Origin of the sequence: Streptomyces sp. GMY02, from assembly GCF_019056675.1 — a bacterium.
Lineage (GTDB): Bacteria > Actinomycetota > Actinomycetes > Streptomycetales > Streptomycetaceae > Streptomyces > Streptomyces odonnellii.
Map to the genome: position 1 here is coordinate 2654189 of NZ_CP077658.1, position 23337 is coordinate 2677525.

At 68.7% G+C, this 23337-nt stretch carries 21 protein-coding genes, 1 tRNA gene and 1 pseudogene; 16 read left to right on the forward strand and 7 right to left on the reverse strand.

Features of this window, described 5'->3' with window-relative positions; genetic code table 11:
* Positions 1-7 precede the first annotated feature (7 nt).
* A complete protein-coding gene (locus KQY30_RS10955; RefSeq protein ID WP_254407067.1) occupies positions 8-1021 on the reverse strand; it encodes a glycoside hydrolase family 11 protein in 1014 nt (337 codons plus the stop codon).
* 330 nt (positions 1022-1351) lie between these two features.
* Positions 1352-1522 (reverse strand): hypothetical protein, encoded by a 171-nt coding sequence (locus tag KQY30_RS10960; RefSeq protein ID WP_217306672.1) that lies wholly within the window; start codon positions 1520-1522, stop codon positions 1352-1354.
* A 400-nt stretch (positions 1523-1922) separates the two neighbouring features.
* On the opposite strand from KQY30_RS10960, the gene KQY30_RS10965 reads away from it, so the two are divergent.
* The 6 genes from KQY30_RS10965 to KQY30_RS10990 all read left to right on the forward strand — a co-directional run bounded on the left by KQY30_RS10965 (position 1923) and on the right by KQY30_RS10990 (position 8768).
* Positions 1923-3128, forward strand: coding sequence for a cytochrome P450 (locus tag KQY30_RS10965; RefSeq protein WP_217306673.1), 1206 nt, complete (start codon positions 1923-1925; stop codon positions 3126-3128).
* Positions 3129-3229: 101 nt separating this feature from the next.
* Positions 3230-3427: a ferredoxin gene (locus tag KQY30_RS10970; RefSeq protein WP_217306674.1), complete on the forward strand. Its 198-nt coding sequence runs from the start codon at positions 3230-3232 to the stop codon at positions 3425-3427.
* A complete protein-coding gene (locus KQY30_RS10975; protein ID WP_217306675.1) occupies positions 3424-4701 on the forward strand; it encodes an NAD(P)/FAD-dependent oxidoreductase in 1278 nt (425 codons plus the stop codon). Before KQY30_RS10970 ends, KQY30_RS10975 begins: the two co-directional genes overlap by 4 nt.
* A gap of 123 nt (positions 4702-4824) precedes the next feature.
* Complete coding sequence (locus KQY30_RS10980; protein ID WP_217306676.1) at positions 4825-5436, forward strand: TetR/AcrR family transcriptional regulator; 612 nt, start codon at positions 4825-4827, stop codon at positions 5434-5436.
* Positions 5437-5720: 284 nt separating this feature from the next.
* Complete coding sequence (locus KQY30_RS10985; protein WP_217306677.1) at positions 5721-6809, forward strand: DUF3883 domain-containing protein; 1089 nt, start codon at positions 5721-5723, stop codon at positions 6807-6809.
* A gap of 84 nt (positions 6810-6893) precedes the next feature.
* A complete protein-coding gene (locus tag KQY30_RS10990) occupies positions 6894-8768 on the forward strand; it encodes a DUF2075 domain-containing protein (protein WP_217306678.1) in 1875 nt (624 codons plus the stop codon).
* Between the two features lie 729 nt (positions 8769-9497).
* Here KQY30_RS10990 and KQY30_RS10995 read toward each other — a convergent pair.
* Positions 9498-9569: transfer RNA gene (locus KQY30_RS10995), tRNA-Arg, on the reverse strand.
* Between the two features lie 77 nt (positions 9570-9646).
* Complete coding sequence (locus tag KQY30_RS11000) at positions 9647-10528, reverse strand: Ku protein (protein ID WP_217306679.1); 882 nt, start codon at positions 10526-10528, stop codon at positions 9647-9649.
* Positions 10529-10579: 51 nt separating this feature from the next.
* Here KQY30_RS11000 and ligD point away from each other — a divergent pair, with 51 nt between their 5' ends.
* The gene (gene ligD / locus KQY30_RS11005; protein WP_217306680.1) at positions 10580-11470 is read left to right on the forward strand and encodes a non-homologous end-joining DNA ligase; all 891 of its coding nucleotides are present in this window, start codon (positions 10580-10582) and stop codon (positions 11468-11470) included.
* 98 nt (positions 11471-11568) lie between these two features.
* Here ligD and KQY30_RS11010 read toward each other — a convergent pair whose 3' ends face one another.
* A complete protein-coding gene (locus KQY30_RS11010) occupies positions 11569-12381 on the reverse strand; it encodes a nuclease-related domain-containing protein (RefSeq protein ID WP_217310971.1) in 813 nt (270 codons plus the stop codon).
* Between the two features lie 9 nt (positions 12382-12390).
* Positions 12391-12702: pseudogene (locus KQY30_RS11015) on the reverse strand (NERD domain-containing protein); the annotation flags it as partial.
* A gap of 186 nt (positions 12703-12888) precedes the next feature.
* On the opposite strand from KQY30_RS11015, the gene KQY30_RS11020 reads away from it, so the two are divergent.
* The 9 genes from KQY30_RS11020 to KQY30_RS11060 all read left to right on the forward strand — a co-directional run bounded on the left by KQY30_RS11020 (position 12889) and on the right by KQY30_RS11060 (position 22543).
* Positions 12889-13176 (forward strand): zinc-ribbon domain-containing protein, encoded by a 288-nt coding sequence (locus tag KQY30_RS11020; protein ID WP_217306681.1) that lies wholly within the window; start codon positions 12889-12891, stop codon positions 13174-13176.
* Positions 13177-13394: 218 nt separating this feature from the next.
* On the forward strand, positions 13395-13862 hold the full coding sequence (locus KQY30_RS11025; RefSeq protein WP_217306682.1) for an SH3 domain-containing protein: 468 nt from the start codon (positions 13395-13397) through the stop codon (positions 13860-13862).
* A 185-nt stretch (positions 13863-14047) separates the two neighbouring features.
* On the forward strand, positions 14048-15694 hold the full coding sequence (locus tag KQY30_RS11030) for an FtsW/RodA/SpoVE family cell cycle protein (RefSeq protein WP_217306683.1): 1647 nt from the start codon (positions 14048-14050) through the stop codon (positions 15692-15694).
* Positions 15691-17157: a penicillin-binding transpeptidase domain-containing protein gene (locus KQY30_RS11035; protein ID WP_217306684.1), complete on the forward strand. Its 1467-nt coding sequence runs from the start codon at positions 15691-15693 to the stop codon at positions 17155-17157. Before KQY30_RS11030 ends, KQY30_RS11035 begins: the two co-directional genes overlap by 4 nt.
* Before the next feature lie 208 nt (positions 17158-17365).
* The gene (locus KQY30_RS11040) at positions 17366-18706 is read left to right on the forward strand and encodes an amidase (protein ID WP_254407569.1); all 1341 of its coding nucleotides are present in this window, start codon (positions 17366-17368) and stop codon (positions 18704-18706) included.
* Between the two features lie 81 nt (positions 18707-18787).
* Positions 18788-19798, forward strand: a complete 1011-nt coding sequence (locus KQY30_RS11045; protein WP_217306686.1) for a diiron oxygenase — start codon at positions 18788-18790, stop codon at positions 19796-19798.
* Between the two features lie 177 nt (positions 19799-19975).
* The gene (locus tag KQY30_RS11050) at positions 19976-20731 is read left to right on the forward strand and encodes a TetR/AcrR family transcriptional regulator (RefSeq protein ID WP_217306687.1); all 756 of its coding nucleotides are present in this window, start codon (positions 19976-19978) and stop codon (positions 20729-20731) included.
* 160 nt (positions 20732-20891) lie between these two features.
* A complete protein-coding gene (locus KQY30_RS11055; protein WP_217306688.1) occupies positions 20892-21173 on the forward strand; it encodes a hypothetical protein in 282 nt (93 codons plus the stop codon).
* Between the two features lie 155 nt (positions 21174-21328).
* Positions 21329-22543: a C40 family peptidase gene (locus tag KQY30_RS11060; RefSeq protein ID WP_254407570.1), complete on the forward strand. Its 1215-nt coding sequence runs from the start codon at positions 21329-21331 to the stop codon at positions 22541-22543.
* Positions 22544-22687: 144 nt separating this feature from the next.
* Here the strand turns inward: KQY30_RS11060 and KQY30_RS11065 are convergent, their stop codons facing one another.
* Positions 22688-23290 carry an ATP/GTP-binding protein gene (locus tag KQY30_RS11065; RefSeq protein ID WP_254407068.1) on the reverse strand — a complete coding sequence of 201 codons (603 nt, stop codon included), beginning with the start codon at positions 23288-23290 and terminating at the stop codon, positions 22688-22690.
* Between the last annotated feature and the right edge of the window lie 47 nt (positions 23291-23337).

The window sequence follows — 23337 nt, forward strand, 5'->3', positions numbered from 1 at the left end:
TTCGGGGTCAGGTCGTGGTGCAGGAGACTGTTGGCCAGGTCTGGTTGCCGTTGTGCTGGATGGTGACACCCCAGTTGTTGCCACTGCCGTTGGGTTTGGCGGTCAGCGTCTGGGAGTTGGGATAAGCGGCGCTGATGTTCCAGGTCGACAGGATCCTGGCCGGCGACGGCACGTTCATCGTCACCGTCCACGTACTGGAACCACTGACCGCGACATTGAGGTTGTACCGGTCACTCCACTGCTGACCCGCGGACAACGTCGCCGTACATCCGCCACCACCGCCTCCACCGCCACCGCCCGAACCGGTGCCGTCCACGGTGATGTTGGAGTTGCCGCTGCTCTGGTAGCCCTCGGTGCCGAGGATCATGTAGTTGAAGGTGCCCAGGCTCATCCCGGCGCGGGCCCAGGCGTCGAAGTGGTTGCCGGTGGTGATGGTTCCGCCGGTCCTCTTCGCCTGCCGGACGCTCCAGTACTGGTTGAAGGTCCGGATGCCCTCGATGGAGGGGGCGTTGTAGCGCGTCGTCTGGTAGATGTCGTACGTACCGCCGTCGCTGGTGACGGTGCCCTTGTACGTTCCCGTGGGCCGGTACGTGCCCCAGTTGTCGACGACGTAGTACTCCACCAGCGGGTTCGTCGACCAGCCGTAGAGAGCCAGATACGCGTTGCCGGACGGGTTGAAGGTGCCCGAGTAGGTCACGCTCCGGCGCCCGCCGGTGCTCCAGCCCTTGCCGGCGACGAAGTTCCCGGTGTTGCTCCATGAGGTGCTGTAGTTGCCGCCGGACCCCAGGTTCATGGAGACCGAGCCCTGTGAGTCGGTCCAGAACGAGTAGTAGTAACCGTTGTTGGTGCCGGTCTGGTTCGTGGTGACGACCGTGTCGGCGTTGGCGGTGCCAGGCATGGTCATCGCGGCCACGGCGACCAGTAACAGAGTGCAGGCACTGCTGATGAACAGCCTGAAGCGGCGAGCCGGCGCGAAGCGGCCGAGCGCGCGGCGCGTCGGACGTGCGGGTGCGTCGTTCATGTACGTGCTTCCTCCTCGTCCTCATGAGGCCGACGGGGGCCGGGCAGCGTGACATGCGTCTGCACGGTGCGGTGGGTCGTCGGTGGCGGCCACCATCGGCAGTGGTCGAGCTCTACCAACGGCGACAGTGTTGAACTGGCCCTGTCGGCTGTCAATAGTTTCGGCAACGAATGCGAAATATTCGCGGAGCCTGACATGCGGCGGGCGAGCATTCATACAGCTCAGATGCCATATCTGACCGACCGAATCAAAGCACGCACAGAGGAAGCTCTCACGCCGAGATCAAAATCCAGCTAGCCGCTTCGAAACATTTCGAAGAGTCCTCGTCGTTCAGCGCCTCGCCAGACGCAGGGCCTCGGCGATGGACGTGAAGGCGGGCATCGGATCGGCGTCGATGGGCTGGGGGTAGAGCGGTACGTTGTCCGCCCCGGCCGCCGGCCGGGCCTCGACCCGCGCGGCGATGTCCTCAGCGCTGCCGTACGCGGCCGGCGCGTCGACCACGGCGACGGGCAGCTTCCAACAGCGGCTCGTACGAGGACGCCGTACGCGAGACAGCCAGGCCTATCGAGCCATATCGCCAAATGCCCTCAAAAAAGCCGGAGTTCACGCCCCAGGGGCACTCCCGCCGAGGCGATCAACACCCGGCCCGCCGATGGTCACCGCGCTTGACAGCCACACTCCCGAGGTGAACACTATTCACTAGGTAAACGGCATTAACCTCAGTGCCCGCGTCCGGCGGCCCAGGGTCGGCCGACGCCGCCGAGGACGACGCCGTACCCGCCCACACGGCCCCGCTGTGACATCCGCCGCCCATCCCACACTCCGCACAGCACACACTCCGCCCCTCACTCACCCCGCGCAGCACACAACAGGCACGGCACACAACAGAAGGAAAACGACCATGGCCGACCCCGGCAGCTCCTTCCCCGTACTTTCCATGGACCGGGAGAAGGACACACCGCTCGACCCGCCGTCCCAGTACGCGCGGCTTCGCGAGGAGGCGCCCGTCTCGCGGATGTCCCTGTGGGGCGGCAGGGCCACCCCGTGGCTGGTCACACGGTGGGAGGACGCCCGTACCGTACTGGCCGGCACCGGAGTCAGTTCCCGGTCCTCGCATCCGAACTACCCGTCCGCCGTCGCCGACGCCCCGGAGATGCCTCCCGGGTACTTCTTCGGCCAGGACGACCCGGTGCACGACGTCTTCCGCCGTGCGCTGACCCGCGAGTTCATGGTCAAGCGCATCGAGGCGCTGCGGGAGCCCACCGTACGGATCTTCGACCGGCTCATGGACGAGATGGTCGAGAACGGCGGGCCCACCGACTTCGTCGAGGCCGTCGCGCTGCCGCTGCCCTCCCTGGTGATCTGCGAGCTGCTCGGTGTGCCGTACAGCGACCACGACTTCTTCCAGTCACGCTCAAAGGTCCTGATCGACAGCGCCGTGACCGGCGAGCAGAAGGGCGCCGCGCTCCTGGAACTCGGCGACTATCTGCAAGGGCTGGTGGAGGACCGGCGCCGGGAGCCGAAGGACGATCTGCTCAGCAGGCTGGCGGAGCAGGTCGAGGCGGGTACGTTCTCGGCACGGGACGCCGCCGATGTGGGGGCGTTCCTTCTCTTCGCCGGACACGAGACCACCGCCAATATGATCGGGCTCGGCGTCCTCGCGCTGCTGGACAACCCGGACCAGCTTCCCCGTCTCCACCAGGGCAAGCAGGAACTGGCCAACGCCGTCGAGGAGTTGCTGCGCCATCTGACCATCGCGCACACGGGACTGGCGCGGGTGGCCACCGAGGACATCACCGTCGGCGATGTCACGATCCCCGCCGGCGACGGCATCGTCATCCTGCTCAACTCCGCCAACCGCGACGCCGATGTCTTCGGCGATCCCGACACACTCGATCTCGCCCGCGTCAACGCCCGTCAGCATGTGGCCTTCGGCTACGGCATCCACCAGTGTCTGGGCCAGCCGCTCGCCCGGATGGAGCTGCAGATCGTGCTGCCCGCGGTGTTCCGCCGCCTTCCGGAACTGCGGATCGCGCCGGGCCAGGAGGTCACCTTCAAGCAGACCTCCGCGGCGTACGGCCCCGGTGTCATGCCGGTCACCTGGTGACGGACGGCCGTACGACAGCGCGGTCACCACACGTACGCACACCCGTACGCACACCCCGTACGCCCCCCGTACGCACACCCCCACTCGAAGAGAAGAAGCACATGCGTGTAGAAGTCGATGTCCCGAAGTGTGTCGCCTCCGGGCAGTGTGTCCTGATCGCCCCCGAGGTCTTCGACCAGCGGGACGACGACGGGATGGTCGTCCTGCTGGACGAGTCCCCGGCGCCCGAATACGCCGACCGCGTCCGCGAATCGGCACTGGTGTGTCCGGCCGCGGCGATCACACTGACCGAGTCATGAGCCACGACGCCGACTCCTCCGGCGCCTCGCCCGGCCCGGAGACGGTGTCCGCGGCCGGCCTCCCCGTGCCCGGCCGGGTGGTGATCGTCGGGGCCTCCGCGGGCGGCCTCGCCACCGCCGAGGCGCTGCGCCGGCTGGGTTACGGGGGCGAGGTCACCGTCGTCGGGAACGAACCGCACCTCCCGTACGACCGGCCGCCCCTGTCCAAGGGGTTCCTCACGGGCCGACTGGCCGCGGAGAAACTGCTGTTGCGCTCCCCCGACGGGCTCGAAGCGCTCGGTGTGGATCTGCGGCTCGGACAGACGGCCACCGGCGTCGCTCTTGCGGAGCGTACGGTGACGCTGGCCAGCGGGGCGGCCGTCGGTTACGACGCCCTGGTCGTCGCCACCGGCGTACGGCCGCGTCGGCTGCCCGGTACGGAGGGACTGCACGGGGTCCACCACCTGCGCACACTGGACGACGCGCTCGCCCTGAAGGAGCGGCTGCGGCCCGGCGGGCGGCTGCTCGTCGTCGGTGCGGGCTTCGTCGGCGCCGAGGCCGCGGCGACCGCACGGAGCCTCGGTCTCGCGGTGACACTGGTCGAGGCGGCACCCGTGCCGATGGCGCACGCGGTCGGCGAGGAGGTGGGCCGGGCGCTGACCCGGGCGCACCGTCAGCACGGTGTCGACCTGCGTACCGGAGTCACGGTGGACGAAGTGCTCAGCCACGACGGCGAGTTCACCGGCGCCCGGCTGACCGACGGCTCGGAGATCGCGGCCCCGGACGTCGTCGTCGGTATCGGCTCCCATGCCAACACCGAATGGCTGCGGGGCAGCGGACTGCTCCTGGACAACGGTCTGGTGTGCGACGAGTTCAGCTCGGCTGCACCACGCGTCCATGGCGTCGGCGATGTGGCCCGCTGGCACAACCCGCTGTTCGGCGTACCCATGCGGATCGAGCACCGTACGAACGCCGCCGAACAGGGCCTGGCCGTCGCCCGCAACCTGCTCGAACCCACCGCCCGGCGGCCGTTCGCGCCGGTGCCGTACTTCTGGTCCGACCAGTACGGCCTGAAGATCCAGGCGTACGGCCATCTGGCCGGGCACGAGGAGACGGCCGTCGTCGAGGGCGACCTCGGGTCGGACCGCTTCCTGGTCGCGTACCGGCGCGGCAGCCGCGTCGCCGGTGTGGTGGCCGTCAACATGCCACCGAAGACGCTGCGACCCTGGCGGGCGGCGATCGCCGCCCGCCGCTCATGGAGCGTGGAGGTGCCCGCTTCCGCTCCGGCACACTGACGACCAGAGCACGCGCCTCTCACCGGCACGACCGGTGAGAGGCGCTTCGGACATCGGAACGCGCACCCGAACCCAGAGGTGAATACCATTCACCTCTGGGTGAAGGATGTTAACCTGTGCGGCGTGACTGTCAAACGACGCCCCACCGGCCAGCACCACGGAGATCTGCGCAACGCCCTGGAGCAGGCGGCGCTGGCCCTGGTCGCAGAACGGGGTCCGCACGGTTTCACACTCGCCGAGGCGTGCCGCCGCGCCGGTGTGAGTGTGTCGGCACCGTACAAACACTTCGCCGACCGGGACGCCCTGCTGGCTTCACTGGCACTCAAGGGCTACGAGGAACAGCACCGCCGCTACACCGCCGCGCTCGCAAAAACCACCGACCCCGCCGAACAACTGGCCGCGTTCGCGGCGGCGTACGTACGCTTCGCGGCCGAGGAACGCGCGCTGTTCGACATCACGTTCCTGGCCGGCCTGGACAAGTCCCGCCACCCCAAACTGGCCAAGGCGGGCACGGACCTGTTCGACACCCTCATGCCTATCACCGGCCAGCTCACCACGGACCCGACGGCGGCCTTCGACCTGCTGGTACGCATCGCGGCGGCGGCACACGGGTTCGCACTGTTCCTCCAGCAGAACATGCTCCCCACGGGCCAGAACAGCCTCCCAGAAGCCGAAACCCGAGCAGCCCGCACGGCCCACGCCATCATCGACCAACAAACGCACACGAACGACTGACCTCCCACCCGGCCCACCTGCACAGACCCCCGACCGGGCACAACGCCTGACCTGAGGACGCGGGGCACGGGGACGGACTGAGCCGTCGATGGGCGGTGAGTTGACGATTCCGATGACCGTCCCAGCGAGTCGAGCAGCCACGTAGTCGATCCGCGTTCCAGCCGCAGCGTAGGGGCCCTACGCCTGCCGCCCGGCGCCACCGTGCTCACCGCCGCGGATCGCTGCCCGCTCTGTGTCGCCAAGTCGCCAACCGCAGGCCTTGCTTATATGAAAATCTGATTGCCATGCGGAATGGTCATGAGGCTCAGCCGATCGTTGGGATCAGCGCGAAGGGAGACGGGAACAGAGGCAGGCACTCGTCGAGGCACGGGGACAACAGCAAGGAAGACGGTGCTGCCCTCTTCCACCGCCCGTCGCGGACAGTCTCCTTCGTGATGGTCCACGTCGGCCAAGCGCCCGAAACCCAGCGCAACTTGCAACACGGGATCGAAACCCGGTCGTGGGGGTTCCCGCTGTGGAAGCCCGAGTACCGGTCTGCGAGGCCACGCTTCGCCGTGCTGGCCACGGGAGTGGGCCCGCGCGTACCACTCGACGTGTGGAGCACCAAGAAGATCACTCTGTACCTCTTCGAGGTACGTGAGAACTTCTACGAGGCTGAGGCTCCTCACTGGCCGGACGAGGAAGCCGAGAACACCATCAAATACCCGGTGCGCTTCGGTATCGAGCCGTTGGCTGTACTCCACGACGTCTCCCTCGCTGAGGACGGTGCTCTTGGACTGGCCGCCAGCGACGCCATACGTGTTTCAGGGACACAGCGAGGCATAGGCCTGCTCGTCAACATGGATCCGCAGCCATTGTTTGATGCGGCTGGGATCCCGACGAACTGGTCCGAACAGCAGATGGTGGCTCTCAACCGGACACCCGGCTTCACTGCGGAACAGGTGAAACCTCCCAAGCCACCAAAGCAGGGTTCCGGCGGAGCGGGCTTCGTCTCCGACCCCAAGAAGCGCAAGGCCATCGAACTGCATGCGGAAGACATGGCAGTCGCTCACTACGAGAGAGATGGCTGGACGGTCGAACGTCTTGGCAAGCCGTATGACCTCCACTGCACTCGCGACAGGGAGGAGCGCCGCGTCGAGGTGAAGGGGACAACGGGAGCGGCCACAAGCGTCGACCTGACGATCAATGAGGTCGAGCATGCCCGGGACCCGCGGAACAGCGTGGACCTGTTTGTGGTCAGCGACATCAAGGTGGATATGCGGACCGCCCCCTACACGGCGAGTGGCGGCAGGGTGTTGCACCTACATGACTGGGCGCCGGCCGAGGAGGACCTGAGGCCGCGGAGCTTCGAGTACCGGCTGCCACTCGCCTGACTGCCCGGATGCACCTTCAGGCGGTTCGAGGAGTCCCCACCAGCCCCCTCGCCTTCGTGTCCAACGCTTTTACGGAGATCGTCGATGCCTCTTCTTCGCATGTCCGCACGTGCATTGTTCGATCAGTGCAGTGACGGAGTCCTCTTCGAGCGGCTCGCCCAGAAGTACCGTTCCGTGCTCTTCCAGAATCCGTCGTCCAGTGAACGCCGCTCGTGGGAGAACAGCCTCCCGGCCCTGGCAGAGGTTCTGCGCGACGCCGGGCTTGATGACGTCGAGGTTCTGATCGAGCACCAATTGCCCCTTACCAGCTTGCGCGCAGACGTTGTCCTCGCCGGCTCACATCCCACAACGGGCAGACCGTCCTACGTCATCGTCGAACTCAAGCAGTGGAGCGAAGCGCAACTCGTTCCGGGCACCGACAACCTCTGCTTGGTAGGGGGAATGGGCAATCGACCGGCTCTACATCCCGTGGCTCAGGTAAGCCGTTACTGCGACTACCTACAGGACTTCACCAATGTGCTCAGTGTTCAGGAGGACGCTGTCGCGGGCGTGGCCTATCTACACTACGCAGTCGATCGGAATGTCAGTGAACTATTCAGATTGCCCGACGCCAGGGCGCAGCTTTTCACAGATACATCCCGTGGGGAACTTATTAAGTATCTACGGACCCGCCTTTCTGGCTTGGATGGTTCACCAGAGGGCGATTCTCTCCTGACCAGCCCCCATGCTCCAAGTCGTCAACTGATGCGCGCCGCCGCTGCCGAGATAATCGACGGCGGCGAATTCCTCCTGATGGATGAGCAAGAGGTAGCGGCTCGCTTGGTCAAGCGGGCAGCGGACCTGTCGCGACAGTCGGACCAAAAAGAAGTCATAGTGATATCCGGGGGCCCCGGTTCGGGCAAGAGCATCATTGCGCTGCACCTAATGGGGCACCTGCTGAGAAACGGACGAAGCGTCGTCCACGCCACCGGATCCAAGTCCTTCACCACCACTCTCCGACACATCGTCGGCACTAAGGACGGACGCATTCCAAAGCTCTTCCGGTATTTCTTCGACTTCTCAGATGTCGAACGAAACGGGCTGGACGTCTTGATCTGTGACGAAGCCCATCGCATTCGCCAGCAGTCCGCGAGGCGGGACACGTACGCCGGGCATCGGAGCAGTCGAAGACAAGTGGAGGAACTCATCGACGCAGCCAGGGTCCCCGTCTTCCTGCTCGACGAGCATCAGGTCGTGAGACCAGGGGAGATGGGACGTGTCGAGACCATCGACGAGGCTGCTCACGCGCGCGGGTGCATTGTTCGCCATGTCGATCTCAACAACCAGTTCCGATGCGGCGGGAGCCGTGCCTACGAACACTGGGTACTCCGTCTCCTCGGCCTTGAGCCCGGAGGTCCGATTCCGTGGCAGCCCGAGGAAAACTTCGAGTTGCTCGTCGCCGAATCGCCCCAAGAGATGGAGAGCTACCTACGCGACCGACAGGAATCCGGCTACACCTCTCGCATGACGGCCGGCTTCTGCTGGCAGTGGAGCGACCCGCGGATTGACGGCAGCCTGGTCGATGACGTGGCCATTGGGGCGTGGCGCAGGCCCTGGAACCTTAGGGGCGAGCAACCCATAAATGGGGCACCCATATCCTCGCTATGGGCCACTGATCCGTCAGGCTTCGGGCAGATCGGGTGCATTTATACGGCCCAAGGATTCGAGTATGCCTGGAACGGAGTGATCTTCGGTCCCGACCTGGTGTGGCGAGGAAATAGGTGGCGTGCTGTCCCTGAAGGCAGCAAGGATCACACCGTCAAAAAGGCGACGCCAAAAGAATTCGACCACCTTATGCGGAATACATACAAGGTACTACTCACGCGAGGACTGGTCGGCACAGTACTTTACTCGACCGATCGCGAGACTCGGGCCATGTTGGCTAACCTGATTCCAACTGGGATAAACCCGGTTCCGTGAACGTACGTGAATCGCCGTGGCCTCTGAGGAACCAGACGACGCCCATCTGCTGAGGACGAATGGCTCTTACAGGTCCTCGGCCGAGCTTCCCGCTCGCCGCCGATCGGGAGATCACCGAAAAGTCCATCCCCACTCAATCGACGGCCACGAGCAAGCCGCGAACATGCGTCTTGTAAAAACACTTGAGGACGTTAGCGACGCCGTTTAGGTGCTTTATAGTTGAGGTGGTGTGCTCCATCGGTTCGCCACCTCAACTATGATGCGGCGATATCGCGGCCTTCGCAAGCAGAGAGTATCCCCGGTAGAAATGGCTGAGCTCCTCGGCACCTTTGCCCCAGTGGATAAGGTCGCCGTACTGGAAAAGCTTCACCAGTACTTCCGGCTTCACATCGGCATTGGGCAACATGTCCGTAGACCAGCCTTGAGCCTCGCACACTGTGCGGTCTGCCAGAAAGGTCAGGAGATAGGCGCGCGCAACTGCCCTTGTGCACCGTTCCAGCAGCGCTGCACTTCGTCTCGTCGGTTGCGCTCAGAGTCCAGGGTTTCATGAAGCAGAAAACTGCACCCGCCAACCTCCTAAACGGACTGGACAGCCCTCCGGTGTGTCGGAGGCGTGTCGCGAACACTGAGAGACAGCGAGAGAGGGCGGGAGTCAGTAAGACTGACTCCCGCCCTCTCATGTCGGCATCCGCCCCGGTCAGCGCATGATTGACGCTGGCTGCTGGCGAGTGCCCCCGGCAGGATTCGAACCTGCGCACACGGCTCCGGAGGCCGTTGCTCTATCCCCTGAGCTACGGGGGCGAGTCGCTGTGGTGGCGACGGGTGAAACCCTACCAGCTTCGGCGGGGTGGCTGTGAACAGGTATTTCCAGGGGTGGGTCAGGCTGTGGAGCGGGGCTTCTTCTTGGGGGCCGGCTTCTTCGTGGCGGCCTTCTTCCGTGGCTTCGGGGGGAGCTTGGTGACCTCGGCGACCTCGTCCTCCGCGCCGCGGGCCTCCTTTGCCGCGCGGACGCTGTTCTCCAGGGCCGCCATCAGGTCGATGACCCGGCCGCCGCCCTCCGCCGGTGCGTGTTCCGGCAGGGGTTCGCCCTCGGCCTTGGCGGCGATCAGTTCCTCGACCGCCTCGCGGTAGTCGTCGTGGAGGGAGTCGAGGTCGACCGAGCCGAGGGTGTCCATCAGGGCGTCGGCCAGGTCGAGTTCGGCGTCCCGTACGGTCACTTCGGTCTCGGGGGCGACGCCCTCGGGGGCGCGGATCTCGTCCGGCCAGAACATGCCGTGCATCGCGATCACATCGCCGACCACCCGCAGCATGCCGAGCCGCTCGCGCCCGCGCAGGGCGAACTTCGTGACCGCGACCCTCTCGCTGCGCTTCAGCGCCTCGCGCAGCAGGACGTACGGCTTGGCCGCGGGCACGCCGTTCGCGGAGAGGTAGTACGCCGTGTCCATCTGGAGCGGATCGATCGAGTCCGCCGGGACGAACGACACGATCTCGATCGTCTTCGCCGTCGGCAGCGGCAGCGAGGCGAGGTCCTCGTCCGAGATCGGGATGATGGTGCCGCCCGCGTCCTCGTACCCCTTGCCGATGTCGGCAGTCGACAGTTCCTTCCCGTCCAGTTCGCAGACCTTGCGGTAGCGGATACGGCCGCCGTCCTCCTTGTGGATCTGGCGGAAGGAGATGGAGTGGTTCTCGGTGGCGTTCACCAGCTTGATCGGGATGCTGACCAGGCCGAAGGAGATCGCACCGTTCCATATGGATCGCACAGCCCATCCCTTTCGTCCGTTAATAGGGAAGTTTTGTGGGATTCTCATCGTATGACGCCGATCACCGTGGTGGAGGGGCGGCGCCTGGCGCTCAGCAATCTGGAGAAGGTGCTGTACGGCGCGACGGGCACCACCAAGGGCGAGGTCCTGCACTATTACGCCCGTACGGCGGGCCCTCTGCTGGCCCATCTCGCCAACCGCCCCGTCTCCTTCCTGCGCTACCCGGACGGGCCCGGCGGACAGGTGTTCTTCACCAAGAACCCGCCGCCCGGCACCCCTGACTGGGCGCGGGTCGCCGAGGTGCCCCGGAAGACGGCCGACAGCGGCCGGCAGGTGGTGGTGGAGGATCTGCCGACGCTGATGTGGGCAGCGAACCTGGTGGTCGAGTTCCATACGCACCAGTGGCAGGCCGACACACCCGGCCTCGCCGACCGGCTGGTCCTCGATCTGGACCCCGGGGCGCCCGCGACCGTGGTGGAGTGCTGCGCGGTGGCGCGCTGGCTGCGCGGGCGGCTGGGCGCGGACGGGCTGGAGGCCTTCGCGAAGACCTCGGGGTCCAAGGGGCTGCATCTGCTCGTACCGCTGGAGCGGGCCCCCTCGGCGGAGGTGTCGGCGTACGCGAAGGGGCTGGCCGTGGAGGCGGAGGCGGCGCTGCCTGAACTGGTAGTGCACCGGATGACCCGCTCGTTGCGGCCTCGGAAGGTCTTCGTCGACCACGGCCAGAACGCCGCGGCGAAGACGACCGCGGCGCCCTACACCCTCCGCGCGCGGCCGGAACCGACCGTCTCCACGCCGGTGACCTGGGACGAGATCACGGACTGCACGGGCGCCGAGCAGCTCGTCTTCCGGCTGGAGGACATCGCGGGACGGCTGGAACGGTACGGTGACCTCCTCGCCCCGCTCCTCGACCCCGACCGCGCGGGCCCGCTGCCCGGGGCGTGACCCGGGGTGCACGTGACCCGCGCGCGACGACCCAGGCCGGTCAGCGGTCGGGGGTACGCGCGTACCGCACGTACAGCGCGCCGCACACGTACCGCGCGCTACACCGACAGCCAGGTGTGGCGGTCGCGGGCCGTCGCGTACAGGGTCTCTATGTCCGCCGGTTTGAGTACGCCGCCGAGGGACGCGAGCGACGGGATCTCGGTGTCGCGCAGGATCCGTACGTCCGGCGGGGACGGGAGTGTGCCGGTACGGCCCGTACGGAAGGACGGCTCGGACGCGTCGACCACGGCGAGGACCGGTCGTACGGCGGTGGCCAGGGCGTACGAGGCGCGCTCGGCGGCGCGGCGAGCCCAGCGGAGCTGGGGAAGCGGTGCGGAACGGCCTGTACGGACCATGGGGTCGGCGATACGCACCCGCTGCCCGTGGGCGGCCAGGGTACGGACGGCCAGTACGCCCGCCGGGCCGATGGCGAGATGGTCGATACGGGCATCGGCGCCGGGCAGCGGAATCGAGTGCAGCACCCGCCAGCCGACGCCCTCCAGACGGTCGAGCTGGTCACCGATGATCTGCTGGGCGAGCAGTTCGGTACGCAGTGGGTTGTGGCGGCCTTGGTCCTTGCGCCATGTGCCCGCAGGCCATGCGGCCGTACGCCATGTGGTCCGGCCCCATGTGCCGCGACCCCATATGCGCTGCCGCCACGGGGCGGCGCTCTGTGTGGACGCGCTCTGCGCGGTCCCGCCCTGTGTGGTCCCGCTCTCCGTGGATCCACTCTGTGTGGGCGCGCCCTGTGTGGGCGCGCTCTGTGTGGTCCCGCCATGTGTGGTCGTACGCCATGTGGTCCGGCCATGGTTCAGGCGACCCGGCCGCGCGTCCGGTGCGGGCGGCGCCTCTCGTACCGCCGATGCCGCCAGTTCCGCGTGGAGCGCCTCGCCCGGGCGGTTGGGGGCGAGGTCGTCGTCCGGGTGGAGGGAGAGCCGGTCGAGATCGGCCGGGGTCGGCAACGGGGGCGGTCCGACGGTCACCTCACCCGCGAGGTACGGCATGAGCGCGGCCAGCACGTCCTCGCGCCCCGCACCGGGGAGCGCTCCGGGGAGCACGCTGACCCGGCCGCCCGTTCCGGCGCCCGGCCCCTGGCCGTCGCTGTCGTACCAGGCGACGGTCGTACCGTCCGGCAGGCTGACATACAGCCGGTCCCGGCCCCGTACACGCACTGGCGTTACACGTAATCGAATCGCCGTCACAGCACCTCACCCCCACTACGGACCATGCCCATGGGACCAGCCGCAGGGCAGCCGAGGCAATAGCCCCCGAAGCCCCCGGCTCACTCGCTCTTACCCCCGCTGTCACTCCCGTACGGCAAGCTGGTTACAAAGACCGCACTCTGTCGGGGGCCGCGTGTCCCGCGGAAGGAAACCCAGATGATCATCTTCGGCACCAAGGGCTACCTCTACCAACTCGCGATACTCACGCTGGTCTGCGGCCACTGCGGCAACCCCTCCGCGCACACCCTGAAGAAGCGCGTCACCAAGTTCACGCTGTTCTTCGTGCCGCTCTTCGCGTTCTCCACGAAGTACGTCACCCAGTGCACCTTCTGCGGTGCCGAGCAGCGGGTGACGAAGGAGCAGGCGGACGAACTGCTCCTCCAGAGCACCGGCCACGGCGCGGCGAACCTCGCGTACAACCAGCAGGAGCAGCGGAACCTCTAGGGCCTGCCTCCATCAGGCTTCAGCCGTCGGGCTCCGGCCGCCGAGCTCCGGCCACCGGGCTCCGGCCACCGGGCTTCAGCCGCCGGGCCTCGGACGTCGGACCCCGTTGCGGCACGGAGAGTCATAATTTGCGGACTCTGAGTAGCGAACCTAGCGTGAGCCTCGCGAGTCATATGCCGGAATCACCGGCTCCTCGCCCTCAGGTCACAGGAGTCTCCATGCTCGTGCGTTCGCTCGGCCGTACCGCCGTCGCCCTCGCCGTCACCGCGGTCACCGCCGCGACTCTCGCCACCGCCGCCGTCGCGCCCGCGGCTGCCGCGCCCCTGACCACCAGCCCCTCGGCCGCCGAGCCGGAGGACCATACCAAGCCCGCAGCGATGCCCACCCCCGAGCCCGCTGCCAGCAAGCCCGCCCCCAAGCCCGCCCCCGGCACCGACGCCGCGGTCCCCGCCCGTTACCGCGGCAAGGTCGTCGCCAGGACCGGCCTCCTCCTCCGAGACAAGCCGACGCGCAGCAGCAGAGTCGTGGGCGAGCTGGAGTACGGCGAGATCGTGCGCATCTTCTGCCGGGTGGAGGGCGGCGACGTGGAGGGGAACAACCGCTGGTACCTCCTGGCGGACGGTAGCTGGGCCTGGGGATCGGCCAAGTACATCCGCAGCCTGGGTGACACCCCGCACTGGTGCTGACGCGCCGTCAGGGACACGGCATCCTCATCCGCCGCCGCCCACCGCCAGCCACTCAAACCTGACACAAACCTGACACAAAGCCCGGCACAAAACCTGACGCGAAACCAGCCACAGCGCCGGTCCGGCATGCCTTACGCCGCCACATAAACGGACATAAGGCATGCCGCCTTGCTACGTTTCGCTCCATGACCGCAACGACGGCGGACACTCCCCCGCCCGAGCCACGCCTCCGCAAACGCCGCGGCGTCGAACTCTCGCTCCTCGTCTGCGCCGTCCTCATCTCCGTCTTCGGCTACGTCAGTGTCGGCCTCGGCACATACGGAGCCGTGCCGCCCGGCGCCGCCGGTTACGGCGCCGGGCTCGGCATGCTCGCCCTGCTCGCGCATATCGCCGTCCGTCTGCGCGCCCCGTACGCGGATCCCCTGCTGCTGCCCATCGCCGTCCTGCTCAACGGTCTCGGTCTGGTCCTGATCTACCGGCTCGACCTGGAGACCCCGAACGCCGTCGCGGCGCCGACGCAATTGGTGTGGTCGACGTTCGGCGTCGCGCTGTTCATCGGCGTCGTCGTGTTCCTGCGCGACCATCGCGCGCTTCAGCGGTACGCGTATCTCTCGGTCGTCACGGCGCTGGTGCTGCTGATCGTGCCGATCTTCTACCCCGCCGTGAACGGCGCGAAGATCTGGATCAGGATCGGCGGGCTCTCCTTCCAGCCGGGCGAGTTCGCGAAGATCCTGCTGGCGGTCTTCTTCGCCGCGTATCTCGCCGCGAACCAGAACGCGCTCACGTACACCGGCCGCCGGTTCCGCAAGCTGCATCTGCCCACCGGGCGGGTACTCGGGCCGGTCGTCGCGATCTGGCTGCTCAGTGTGATCGTGCTGGTTCTCGAACGGGACCTGGGCACGTCGCTGCTCTTCTTCGGGCTGTTCGTGATCCTGCTGTACGTGTCGACGGGGCGAACCGGCTGGATCGCCGTCGGTCTGCTCCTCGCGGCGGCCGGCGCCTTCGCGGCCGGCTCGCTGGAACCGCATGTGCACAGCAGGGTGCAGGACTGGCTGCACCCGTTCGCGTCCATCGAGGCGGGACGGGGGCCAGGCCAGCTCGCGCAGTCGCTGTTCGCGTTCGCGGCGGGCGGGCTGTCGGGGACCGGGCTCGGCCGGGGCGAATCCATTCTGATCGGCTTCGCGGCCAAGTCGGACTTCATCCTCGCCACCGCGGGCGAGGAACTGGGGCTGCTCGGGCTGGCCGCGCTGTTCCTGCTGTACGCGCTGCTGGTCGCCCGGGGGTACTGCGCGGGGCTGGTGCTGGTGGACCCGTTCGGCCGGTTGCTCGCCACCGGGCTGGCGTCGATCCTGGCCCTTCAGGTGTTCGTCATCGCGGGCGGGGTGATGGGGCTGATTCCGCTGACCGGTATGGCGATGCCGTTCCTGGCACAGGGCGGTTCGTCCGTGGTCACCAACTGGATCAGCGTGGCGCTGCTGATCCGGCTCAGCGACTCGGCACGCAGTCCGCGGCCGGGGGCGGGTACGGATGAGGGCGCCGACGCGGCGGGGCCCGCGAGCTCGGTGAACCCTTCGATTGCTGCGAGGCCCGCGAACCCGGCCGAGCCGGGTGGCTCGGGTGGCCCCGGAGGGCCGGAGGGCCCAAGTGCCGGCCCCGGGAACCCCACACACACCGCGGGCCTCATGAGCCCCACCGGCCCGAACAGACCTGCCAGCCTCAGCGGTCCCACCGAGCCGGTCAGCCCCGGTAGTCCCGGCAGCCCCGCCCACCCGAGCGCCCCCGACGCCGAGCGCGGCACCGTCTCGCCCACCGTCCTGGAGGACGACCGGTGATCCGCCATATCCGGCACACCGCCCTCTTCTGTCTGCTCCTCCTCATCGCCCTGCTGCTCAACGCCATCAGGATCCAGATCGTCGAGTCCCGCTCCCTCGACAACAACCCCGCCAACCGCCGTGCCTCCGTGGCCCGTTACGCCCAGCCGCGCGGCGACATCCTGGTCGAGGGCAGGACGGTCACCCGCCCCAAGGACACCGGCGAGCTACTGCGGTACGAACAGACCTACACCCAGGGGCCGTTGTACGCGCCCGTCACCGGCTACGCCTCCCAGACGTACGGCACGACCCTGCTGGAGAGCGTCGAGGACGAAGTCCTCTCCGGTACGGAACCGCTGCTCTCCCCGCTCCCCTTCCTCCCTCTCTGGCACGACATCACCCGCGGCCGGCAGCCCGGCGGCACGGTCGTCACCACCATCAGGGCCTCGATGCAACGGGCCGCCTACGAAGGGCTCGCCGGGCGGCGGGGCGCGGTCGCGGCGATCGAGCCGACCACCGGCAGGATTCTGGCGCTGGTCAGCAGCCCCTCGTACGATCCGGGACGGCTGTCCGGCACCGGCCGTGAGGTGACCGCGGCCTGGAACCGGCTGACCGGGTCGAGCACACAGCCCATGCTCAACCGGGCCATCCGGGAGACCTATCCGCCCGGTTCGGCCTTCAAGATCGTTACGGCGGCGGCCGCGCTGGAGTCCCGTACGGTCGTGGACGCCGACGCCCCGACGCCCGTAGCCGAACCGTTTGTCCTGCCCGGGACCAGGACCACCCTCCCCAATGAGGTGGCGGGCTGCCACCGCGCGTCGCTGGCGTACGCGATCAGATGGTCGTGCAACTCGGTGCTGGCCGGGCTGTCCGTACGGACCGGGCTGGCCGGGATGGTGGAGACCGCGGAGGGGTTCGGTTTCAACGACAGCGGGCTGCGGATTCCCACCGGGGTCGCCCCGTCCCGCTTCGGCACCCGGATGAGCGATGCCGAGCTGGCCCTGTCCTCCATCGGGCAGCTCGACACCCGGGCCACCCCGCTCCAGATGGCGATGGTCGCGGCGGCGGTGGCCAATGGCGGGGACCTCAGGCACCCCTATCTGGTGGACCGCGTCACCACGTCGGACGGGGACGTGGTGACGCGTACGGGCGAGCGGCCGTACCGGCGGCCGATGAGCCCGGCCACGGCGCAGCAGTTGCGGGAGATGATGACCGAGGCGGTCAGGGACGGTACGGGTACGAGGGCCGCCATCCCCGGGGTGACGGTCGGCGGGAAGACGGGGACGGCGCAGCACGGGGTGGGCAACTCCGGTCTGCCGTACGCCTGGTTCATCGCCTGGGCACAGGAGGAGGACGCGGTACGGCCCGCCGTGGCCGTGGCGGTGGTCGTGGAGGACACGGCGGCCGACCGCGCGGACATCAGCGGGGGCGGGAGCGCGGCACCGGTCGCGCGGGCGGTGATGGAGGAGGCGCTGCGAGACTGAGCGCGGTGGGGCACGGGCGGGGTGGGCGGGGGTCCGGGGAGGGGAACGGGGAACGATGACGGGGTTCACGACAGAGCCGGCCACGGAGCCAGGCACAGAATCAGGCACAACACCGGGCACGGAGCCAGGCACAGAACCGCGGACCGAACTGCGGACAGAACCGGTTACGGGACCGGGGACGGAACCAGCTACGGAACCGGGGACGGGGCTGGTCGCGGAGGCGTTGGAGCGGATCGAACGGCTCGATCCCGGACTGTGCGCGTTCATCGAGGTGTGGGGCGACGAGGCGCTGGAGCGGGCGCGGACGGTGGACCGGCGGCTGCCGCTCGCGGGCGTGCCGTTCGCGGTGAAGGGACCGTCCGGGATCCGGTCCTACGCGGCGCGGCGGCTGATCGCTGCGGGGGCGGTGCCGGTCGGCTCGACGGCGGTGCCGGGGCCGGGTACGTACTGGCAGACCTGGGGGCAGGGCAGGTACGGCCGTACGGTCAACCCGTACCGCGCGGACCGTACCCCCGGCGGGTCCTCGGCGGGCTCGGCGGTGGCGGTCGCGGCGGGCATGGTGCCACTGGCGACGGGCAGCGACGGGGCGGGCTCCGTGCGGATTCCGGCCGCTTGGTGCGGGGTGTTCGGTCTGAAGACGACGAACGGGCTGCTGCCGTCGCCGGACCGGACGGGGCTGGCCTCGGCGGGCGTGCTGGCACGGTCGGCAGCGGAGGCACGGGCGTATCTGAGGTATGTGCTCGGCACGCGTGTGCTCGGCACATGTGCGATGGGCACATGTGCGTCCGATACATGTAGGCCAGGCAGATGTGCCGCCAGTGCGCGTGCGCATGACACGTGCACAGCCGGTACCTGTGCGCCTGACACATGTACCGCCAGCACATGTACGGCCGGCACATGTACAACGGGCACATGTATGGCTGGCACGTGTGTGGCCAGCACATGTACGGGCAACACATGTGCGCCCGGCACGTATGCATGCGACACCTGTGGCCCGTCCGAGCTGCGGCTTCCGGTGCCCGCGGTCTTCTCGCCCGATCTGGGGTTCGCGGACTCGGACCCGGAGGTGGTGGCAATGGTACGGGGCACGGTGGAGCGGCTGGTGGCGGCCGGGGTCGTACGACTCGTACCACCGGCACACGAAGCGCCCCCGCACCCGCACCCGGCCCGCACGTCCTTCGCCCTGCTCGATCCGCGCGAGGCCTGGATCGCGATACGCGGCGGCGATCTGGCAGGGCCAACGGGCGTACGGGCGGCGGAAGTACGGGCCGAGAACAACCGGCGGCTGGCCGCCCTGTTCGCCCGTACGCCTCTGCTTCTCACCCCGGTCACCCCGAACAGGCCACATGGTCACGAAGGCCCCGGCGACCGCTACTCCACCGCGCTGACCTGGGCGTTCAATCTGAGCGGGCACCCGGCGGCCAGCATCCCGGCCGGTTTCACCTCGGACGGCTGCCCGGTCGGTCTGCATCTGGTCGCGGAGCGCGGAGCGGATGCCTCGCTGCTCGACATCGCCGCCGCGGCCGAGCAGCACGCGGTCGCGGTTTGACGAAAGGGTTGACGGTCTTACTGACACACAGTCTTATAAGGGGTGACCCGCCGGTAACCCAGCCATGAGGTGCGCTCAGCCATGACGCCCACAACGCCTGCGAAACCCGCGAAGCCCGCGAAGCCCGCGAAGCCCGCGACCGAACACGACCACAATCACAACCTCGGCCGTCGCCACGACATACACCTCCTCCATGACGCGCTCGGCCCGCTCAAGGACCGCGAGCAGGTCGCCGCGCGGCTGCTCGAAGCCTCCGCCAGGCACTCATTCGATCCCGACAAGGAACTCGACTGGGAGGCACCGGTCGAGGACGGCAAATGGTTCTGGCCGCCCGAGCTGGTCTCCCTCTACGACACGCCCCTCTGGCGGTCGATGCCGGAGGAGCAGCGCATGGAGCTGGCCAGGCACGAGGCCGCGTCGCTGGCGTCGCTCGGCATCTGGTTCGAGATCATCCTGATGCAGCTTCTTGTGCGGCACATCTACGACAGGCCCGTGACCAGCGACCATGTCCGTTACGCCCTCACCGAACTGGCCGACGAGTGCCGCCACTCGATGATGTTCGCGAAGCTGATCCGCAAGGGCGGCGCACCCGCGTACCCCGTACCGCGCTTTCACCACAATCTGGCACGTGTCCTCAAGTCCGTGTCCACGACGCCCGGTTCGTTCGCGGCCACTCTCCTCGGCGAGGAGATCCTCGACTGGATGCAGCGGCTGACCTTCCCGGACGAGCGCGTCCAGCCGCTCGTGCGCGGGGTGACGCGGATCCATGTGATCGAGGAGGCGCGCCATGTCCGGTACGCACGCGAGGAGTTGCGGCGGCAGATGGTGACCGCGCCGCGCTGGGAGCGGGAGTTCACCCGGCTCACCTCCGGACAGACGGCCCGGGTGTTCTCCGTCTGCTTCGTCAATCCGCAGGTGTACGAGAACGTCGGCCTCGACCGGTACCGGGCCGTCGCCGAGGTACGGGCGAGCGGCCACCGCCGGGAGGTGATGCGGGCGGGCGCGAGGAAACTCACGGACTTCCTCGACGACATCGGCGTCCTGCGCGGCGCCGGGCGCGCGCTCTGGAAGTCGTCGGGGCTCCTCGCCTGACCCGCCGTCCGACGCCGGCCCCGTCCCGCGCCCGGCGCCCGCCTCAGCCAAGCCGCCCCGCCCGGTGCCCGCCTCGCCCTGCCCCCGCCCCGTCCGACGTCCACATGAGCTGACGTCCGCTCCGTCCAGCCTCCGCCCCGTCCGGCGTCCGCCGCCCGCTGCGGTTACGCTGCCCGCATGACCGCGCCGGCAACACCCGCGTACCGAAGGCTCAGCGTCGAGGAGCGCCGTACCCAGCTTCTCGCCGCGGCGCTCACGCTCTTCGCGCACCGGGCGCCCGAGGATGTCTCCCTCGACGACGTCGCGGCGGCGGCCGGGGTGTCGCGGCCGCTCGTCTACCGGTATTTCCGCGGCGGCAAGCAGGAGTTGTACGAGGCGGCGCTCCGCTCCGCCGCCGATGAGCTGGAGCAGTGCTTCGCCGAGCCGTCCGCGGGACCGCCGACGGAGCGGCTGGGGCGGGTCCTCGACCGCTATCTGGCCTTCGTCGACGAGCACGACGCCGGGTTCAGCGCACTGCTCCAGGGCGGCAGCGTCTGCGAGACGTCCCGTACGACCGCGATCGTCGACGAGGTACGGCGGGCCGCGGCCGAACAGATCCTGCTGCACATCTGCCCGGGCCGCCCGTCGCGGAACGTCCCGGGCATGCCGGGAACCCCGGGGCCGCGCCTGCGGATGATGGTGCGCACCTGGATCGCCGCGGTCGAGTCGGCCTCGCTGATATGGCTGGACGAGGAAAAGCACCCGCCCGCCCCGGAACTCCGCGACTGGCTGGTCGACCATCTCATCGCCCTGCTGGTCGCCACGGCGGCCTCGGACGAGGAGACCGCCGGAGCCGTGGACGCCCTGGTCTCCCGCGAACGCCCGAACGGGCCCGTGGCCAGACTGGCCCGCAGAGTGGCCCCCCGAGTCGGCGAAGCAGCCCACCTCCTCTGATCCCCTCACCTCCTCTGACGCCTCACCTCCTGTGCCCCCTCGCCTCCCCTGATCCCCCACCTCCTCTGCCCCCTTGCCACCCCACGCCTCGCCTGCCATCCCGCCCCGCTCCACCCCTCCCCGACCAGCCGCCCGTCCCGGACTGGGGGAGACTGAGGGCGTGAGAAGCGAGGACACCCTCTTTGTCGGGGGGCCGATGGACGGGCGGGTGCTGGCTGTGCTGACTGGGGTCACCGGACACCCGCCGAAGTGGTACGAGATTCCCGTGCCCGGTACGGATGGCGGGCCCGTTGTGGTGCACACCTATCGGCGTGCGCCCGCGGGGTACAGCAAGCGGCTCGGGCTTCAGCGGGGCTGGGTGTACGGGTACGTGTCCGCCGGACGGGAGCGGCGGGCGCTGAAGTGGCCCTGGTCGAAGCCGGGCGGTCCCCCTCAGGAGTGACGCTCCTCCGCCAGACCGCCTACTGGCGATGTATTAGCCGTATAAGCAACTTTCCTTATCTCATCATCACCTGGGGCTGGACCGTCCGTCCCGTGACCGGAGGTGATGAGGTGTCAGGCAGAGCGGTACGAGTACGAGCCGCCTGGGCGGCGGGGCTGGCCGCCGTGACGGTGCTCGGTACGGCGCCCTGCGCCTCGGCGGCCCCGTCCCCCTCGCCGTCGCCCGCCGCGTCCCGGGATGAGCCCGGCCGGGCCGGTGGCGCCGATGGCGCCGGTGACACCGTGGACGGCGCCCCGCCCCGTACCGTCTCCCAGATGCTCACCCGCCTCCAGCGCCTCTACCGCCAGGCGGAGCGCGCCACCGAGGAGTTCAACGCCACCGAGGCGGAACTGACCCGGCAGCGTGCCGAGACCGAGCGGCTCTCGGCCGCCCTCTCCCGGGCCCGTACCGCACTGGCGCTCAGCCGGGGCGAGGCCGGCCGGCTGGCGCGCGAGCAGTACGAGGGCCACTCCTCCGAACTCTCCGGCTATCTGCGGCTGTTGCTCGCCGAGAACCCGCAACACGCCCTGGACGAGAGCTATCTGCTGCGCCGCTCGGCCCGCCACCGTGCCCATACCCTGGCCCGGCTCACCGGCGGCGAGAAGCGCGCCGCCGCCCTCGCCACCGCCTCCCGCGAGGCCCTCGCCGCGCAGCAGGCCCTCGCCACCAAGCAGCGCAAGCAGCGCGACATGGTCCGGTCGAGGCTGCTGGACGTCGAGAAGATGCTCGCCTCGCTCAGCGGACGGCAGATCGCCGCGGTGGCCGCGCTGGAGAAGGCCGGTACGGACAAGGCCCAGCGCGAGCTGCTCGCCTCGGGCGCGCTCGGCGAGGGCCTGGGGCCGAAGGGAGCGGCCGGGGCACCGGGCGGAGGTGCGAGCAGGGCGCCCTCCGCCAACGGTGACGAGGCGGTGCGCTACGCCGTCGAGCAGATCGGCAAACCGTACGAGTGGGGCGCCGAGGGTCCCGACACCTTCGACTGCTCGGGGCTGACCCAGCAGGCCTGGGCGAGCGCCGGGGTCTCCGTCCCCCGTACCAGCCAGGAGCAGTGGGACCAGCTCCCCGAGATCGAACTGCACGAGCTGCGCCCCGGTGACCTGGTGATCTACTTCCCGGAGGCCACGCATGTGGCGATCTATCTGGGCGACGGAATGGTGATCCAGGCCCCGCGCCCCGGTGCCCGGGTCAAGGTCTCGCCGATCGCCGCGAACCCGCTGCTGGGCGCCGTACGGCCGGATCCCGAAGCCGAGTCGCTGCCCGCGGACGAGTACGAACGGCCGGAACTGCCCGCAGGCGCCATGGACGGCTCCGACACGGGCTACAACGAGGGCTGAGCCGCCGCCCGTACAGGCTTGAGGACCCGCGCCCGCACGCCTGCTCACGCAGCCGCCCGCGCGCTTGGGCGTACCCGCCGAGCCCGCCGGCCCGGTCGACGGCGCGGCTCGGTTCGGGCCCGGTGTGCCGGATGCGGGCGGGCGCTACTCCGGGGACGTCTTCAGCGCGTGCCGTACCAGTGTGAGCATCGACTCGACGACCGTGTCCCGCTGGCGCGCGTCCATGGTCAGCATCGGGATGTCGTCGGGGATCGTCAGCGCGTCCCGTACGTCCTCGACGTCGAACGGTTCCGCGCCCTCGAACTGGTTGACCGCGATGACATAGGGCAGCCCGGCGCTCTCGAAGTAGTCGAGCGCGGGGAAGGCGTCGGCGATCCGGCGGGTGTCGCAGAGGATGACCGCGCCGATCGCGCCGCGCACCAGGTCGTCCCACATGAACCAGAAACGTTCCTGGCCCGGCGTACCGAAGACGTACAGCACCAGGTCGTTGTCGAGCGTGATACGGCCGTAGTCCATCGCCACGGTCGTGGTGACCTTGTCGGGCGTGGCGCTGAGATCGTCGGTCTCGGCGCTGGCCTCGGTCATCAGGGCCTCGGTCTGGAGCGGGGGGATCTCCGAGACCGCGCCGACGAAGGTCGTCTTGCCCACACCGAAGCCGCCCGCGACCACGATCTTGGTGGCGATGGGCGCACGGGTGTGGTCCAACTGCCATGCCTGGAGCTGCTCTTCGGGCTCGGGCTCAGGCACTCGGAACGGCGAGGCCGCCGATCTCGATTCGAACAGCGAAACCCCCG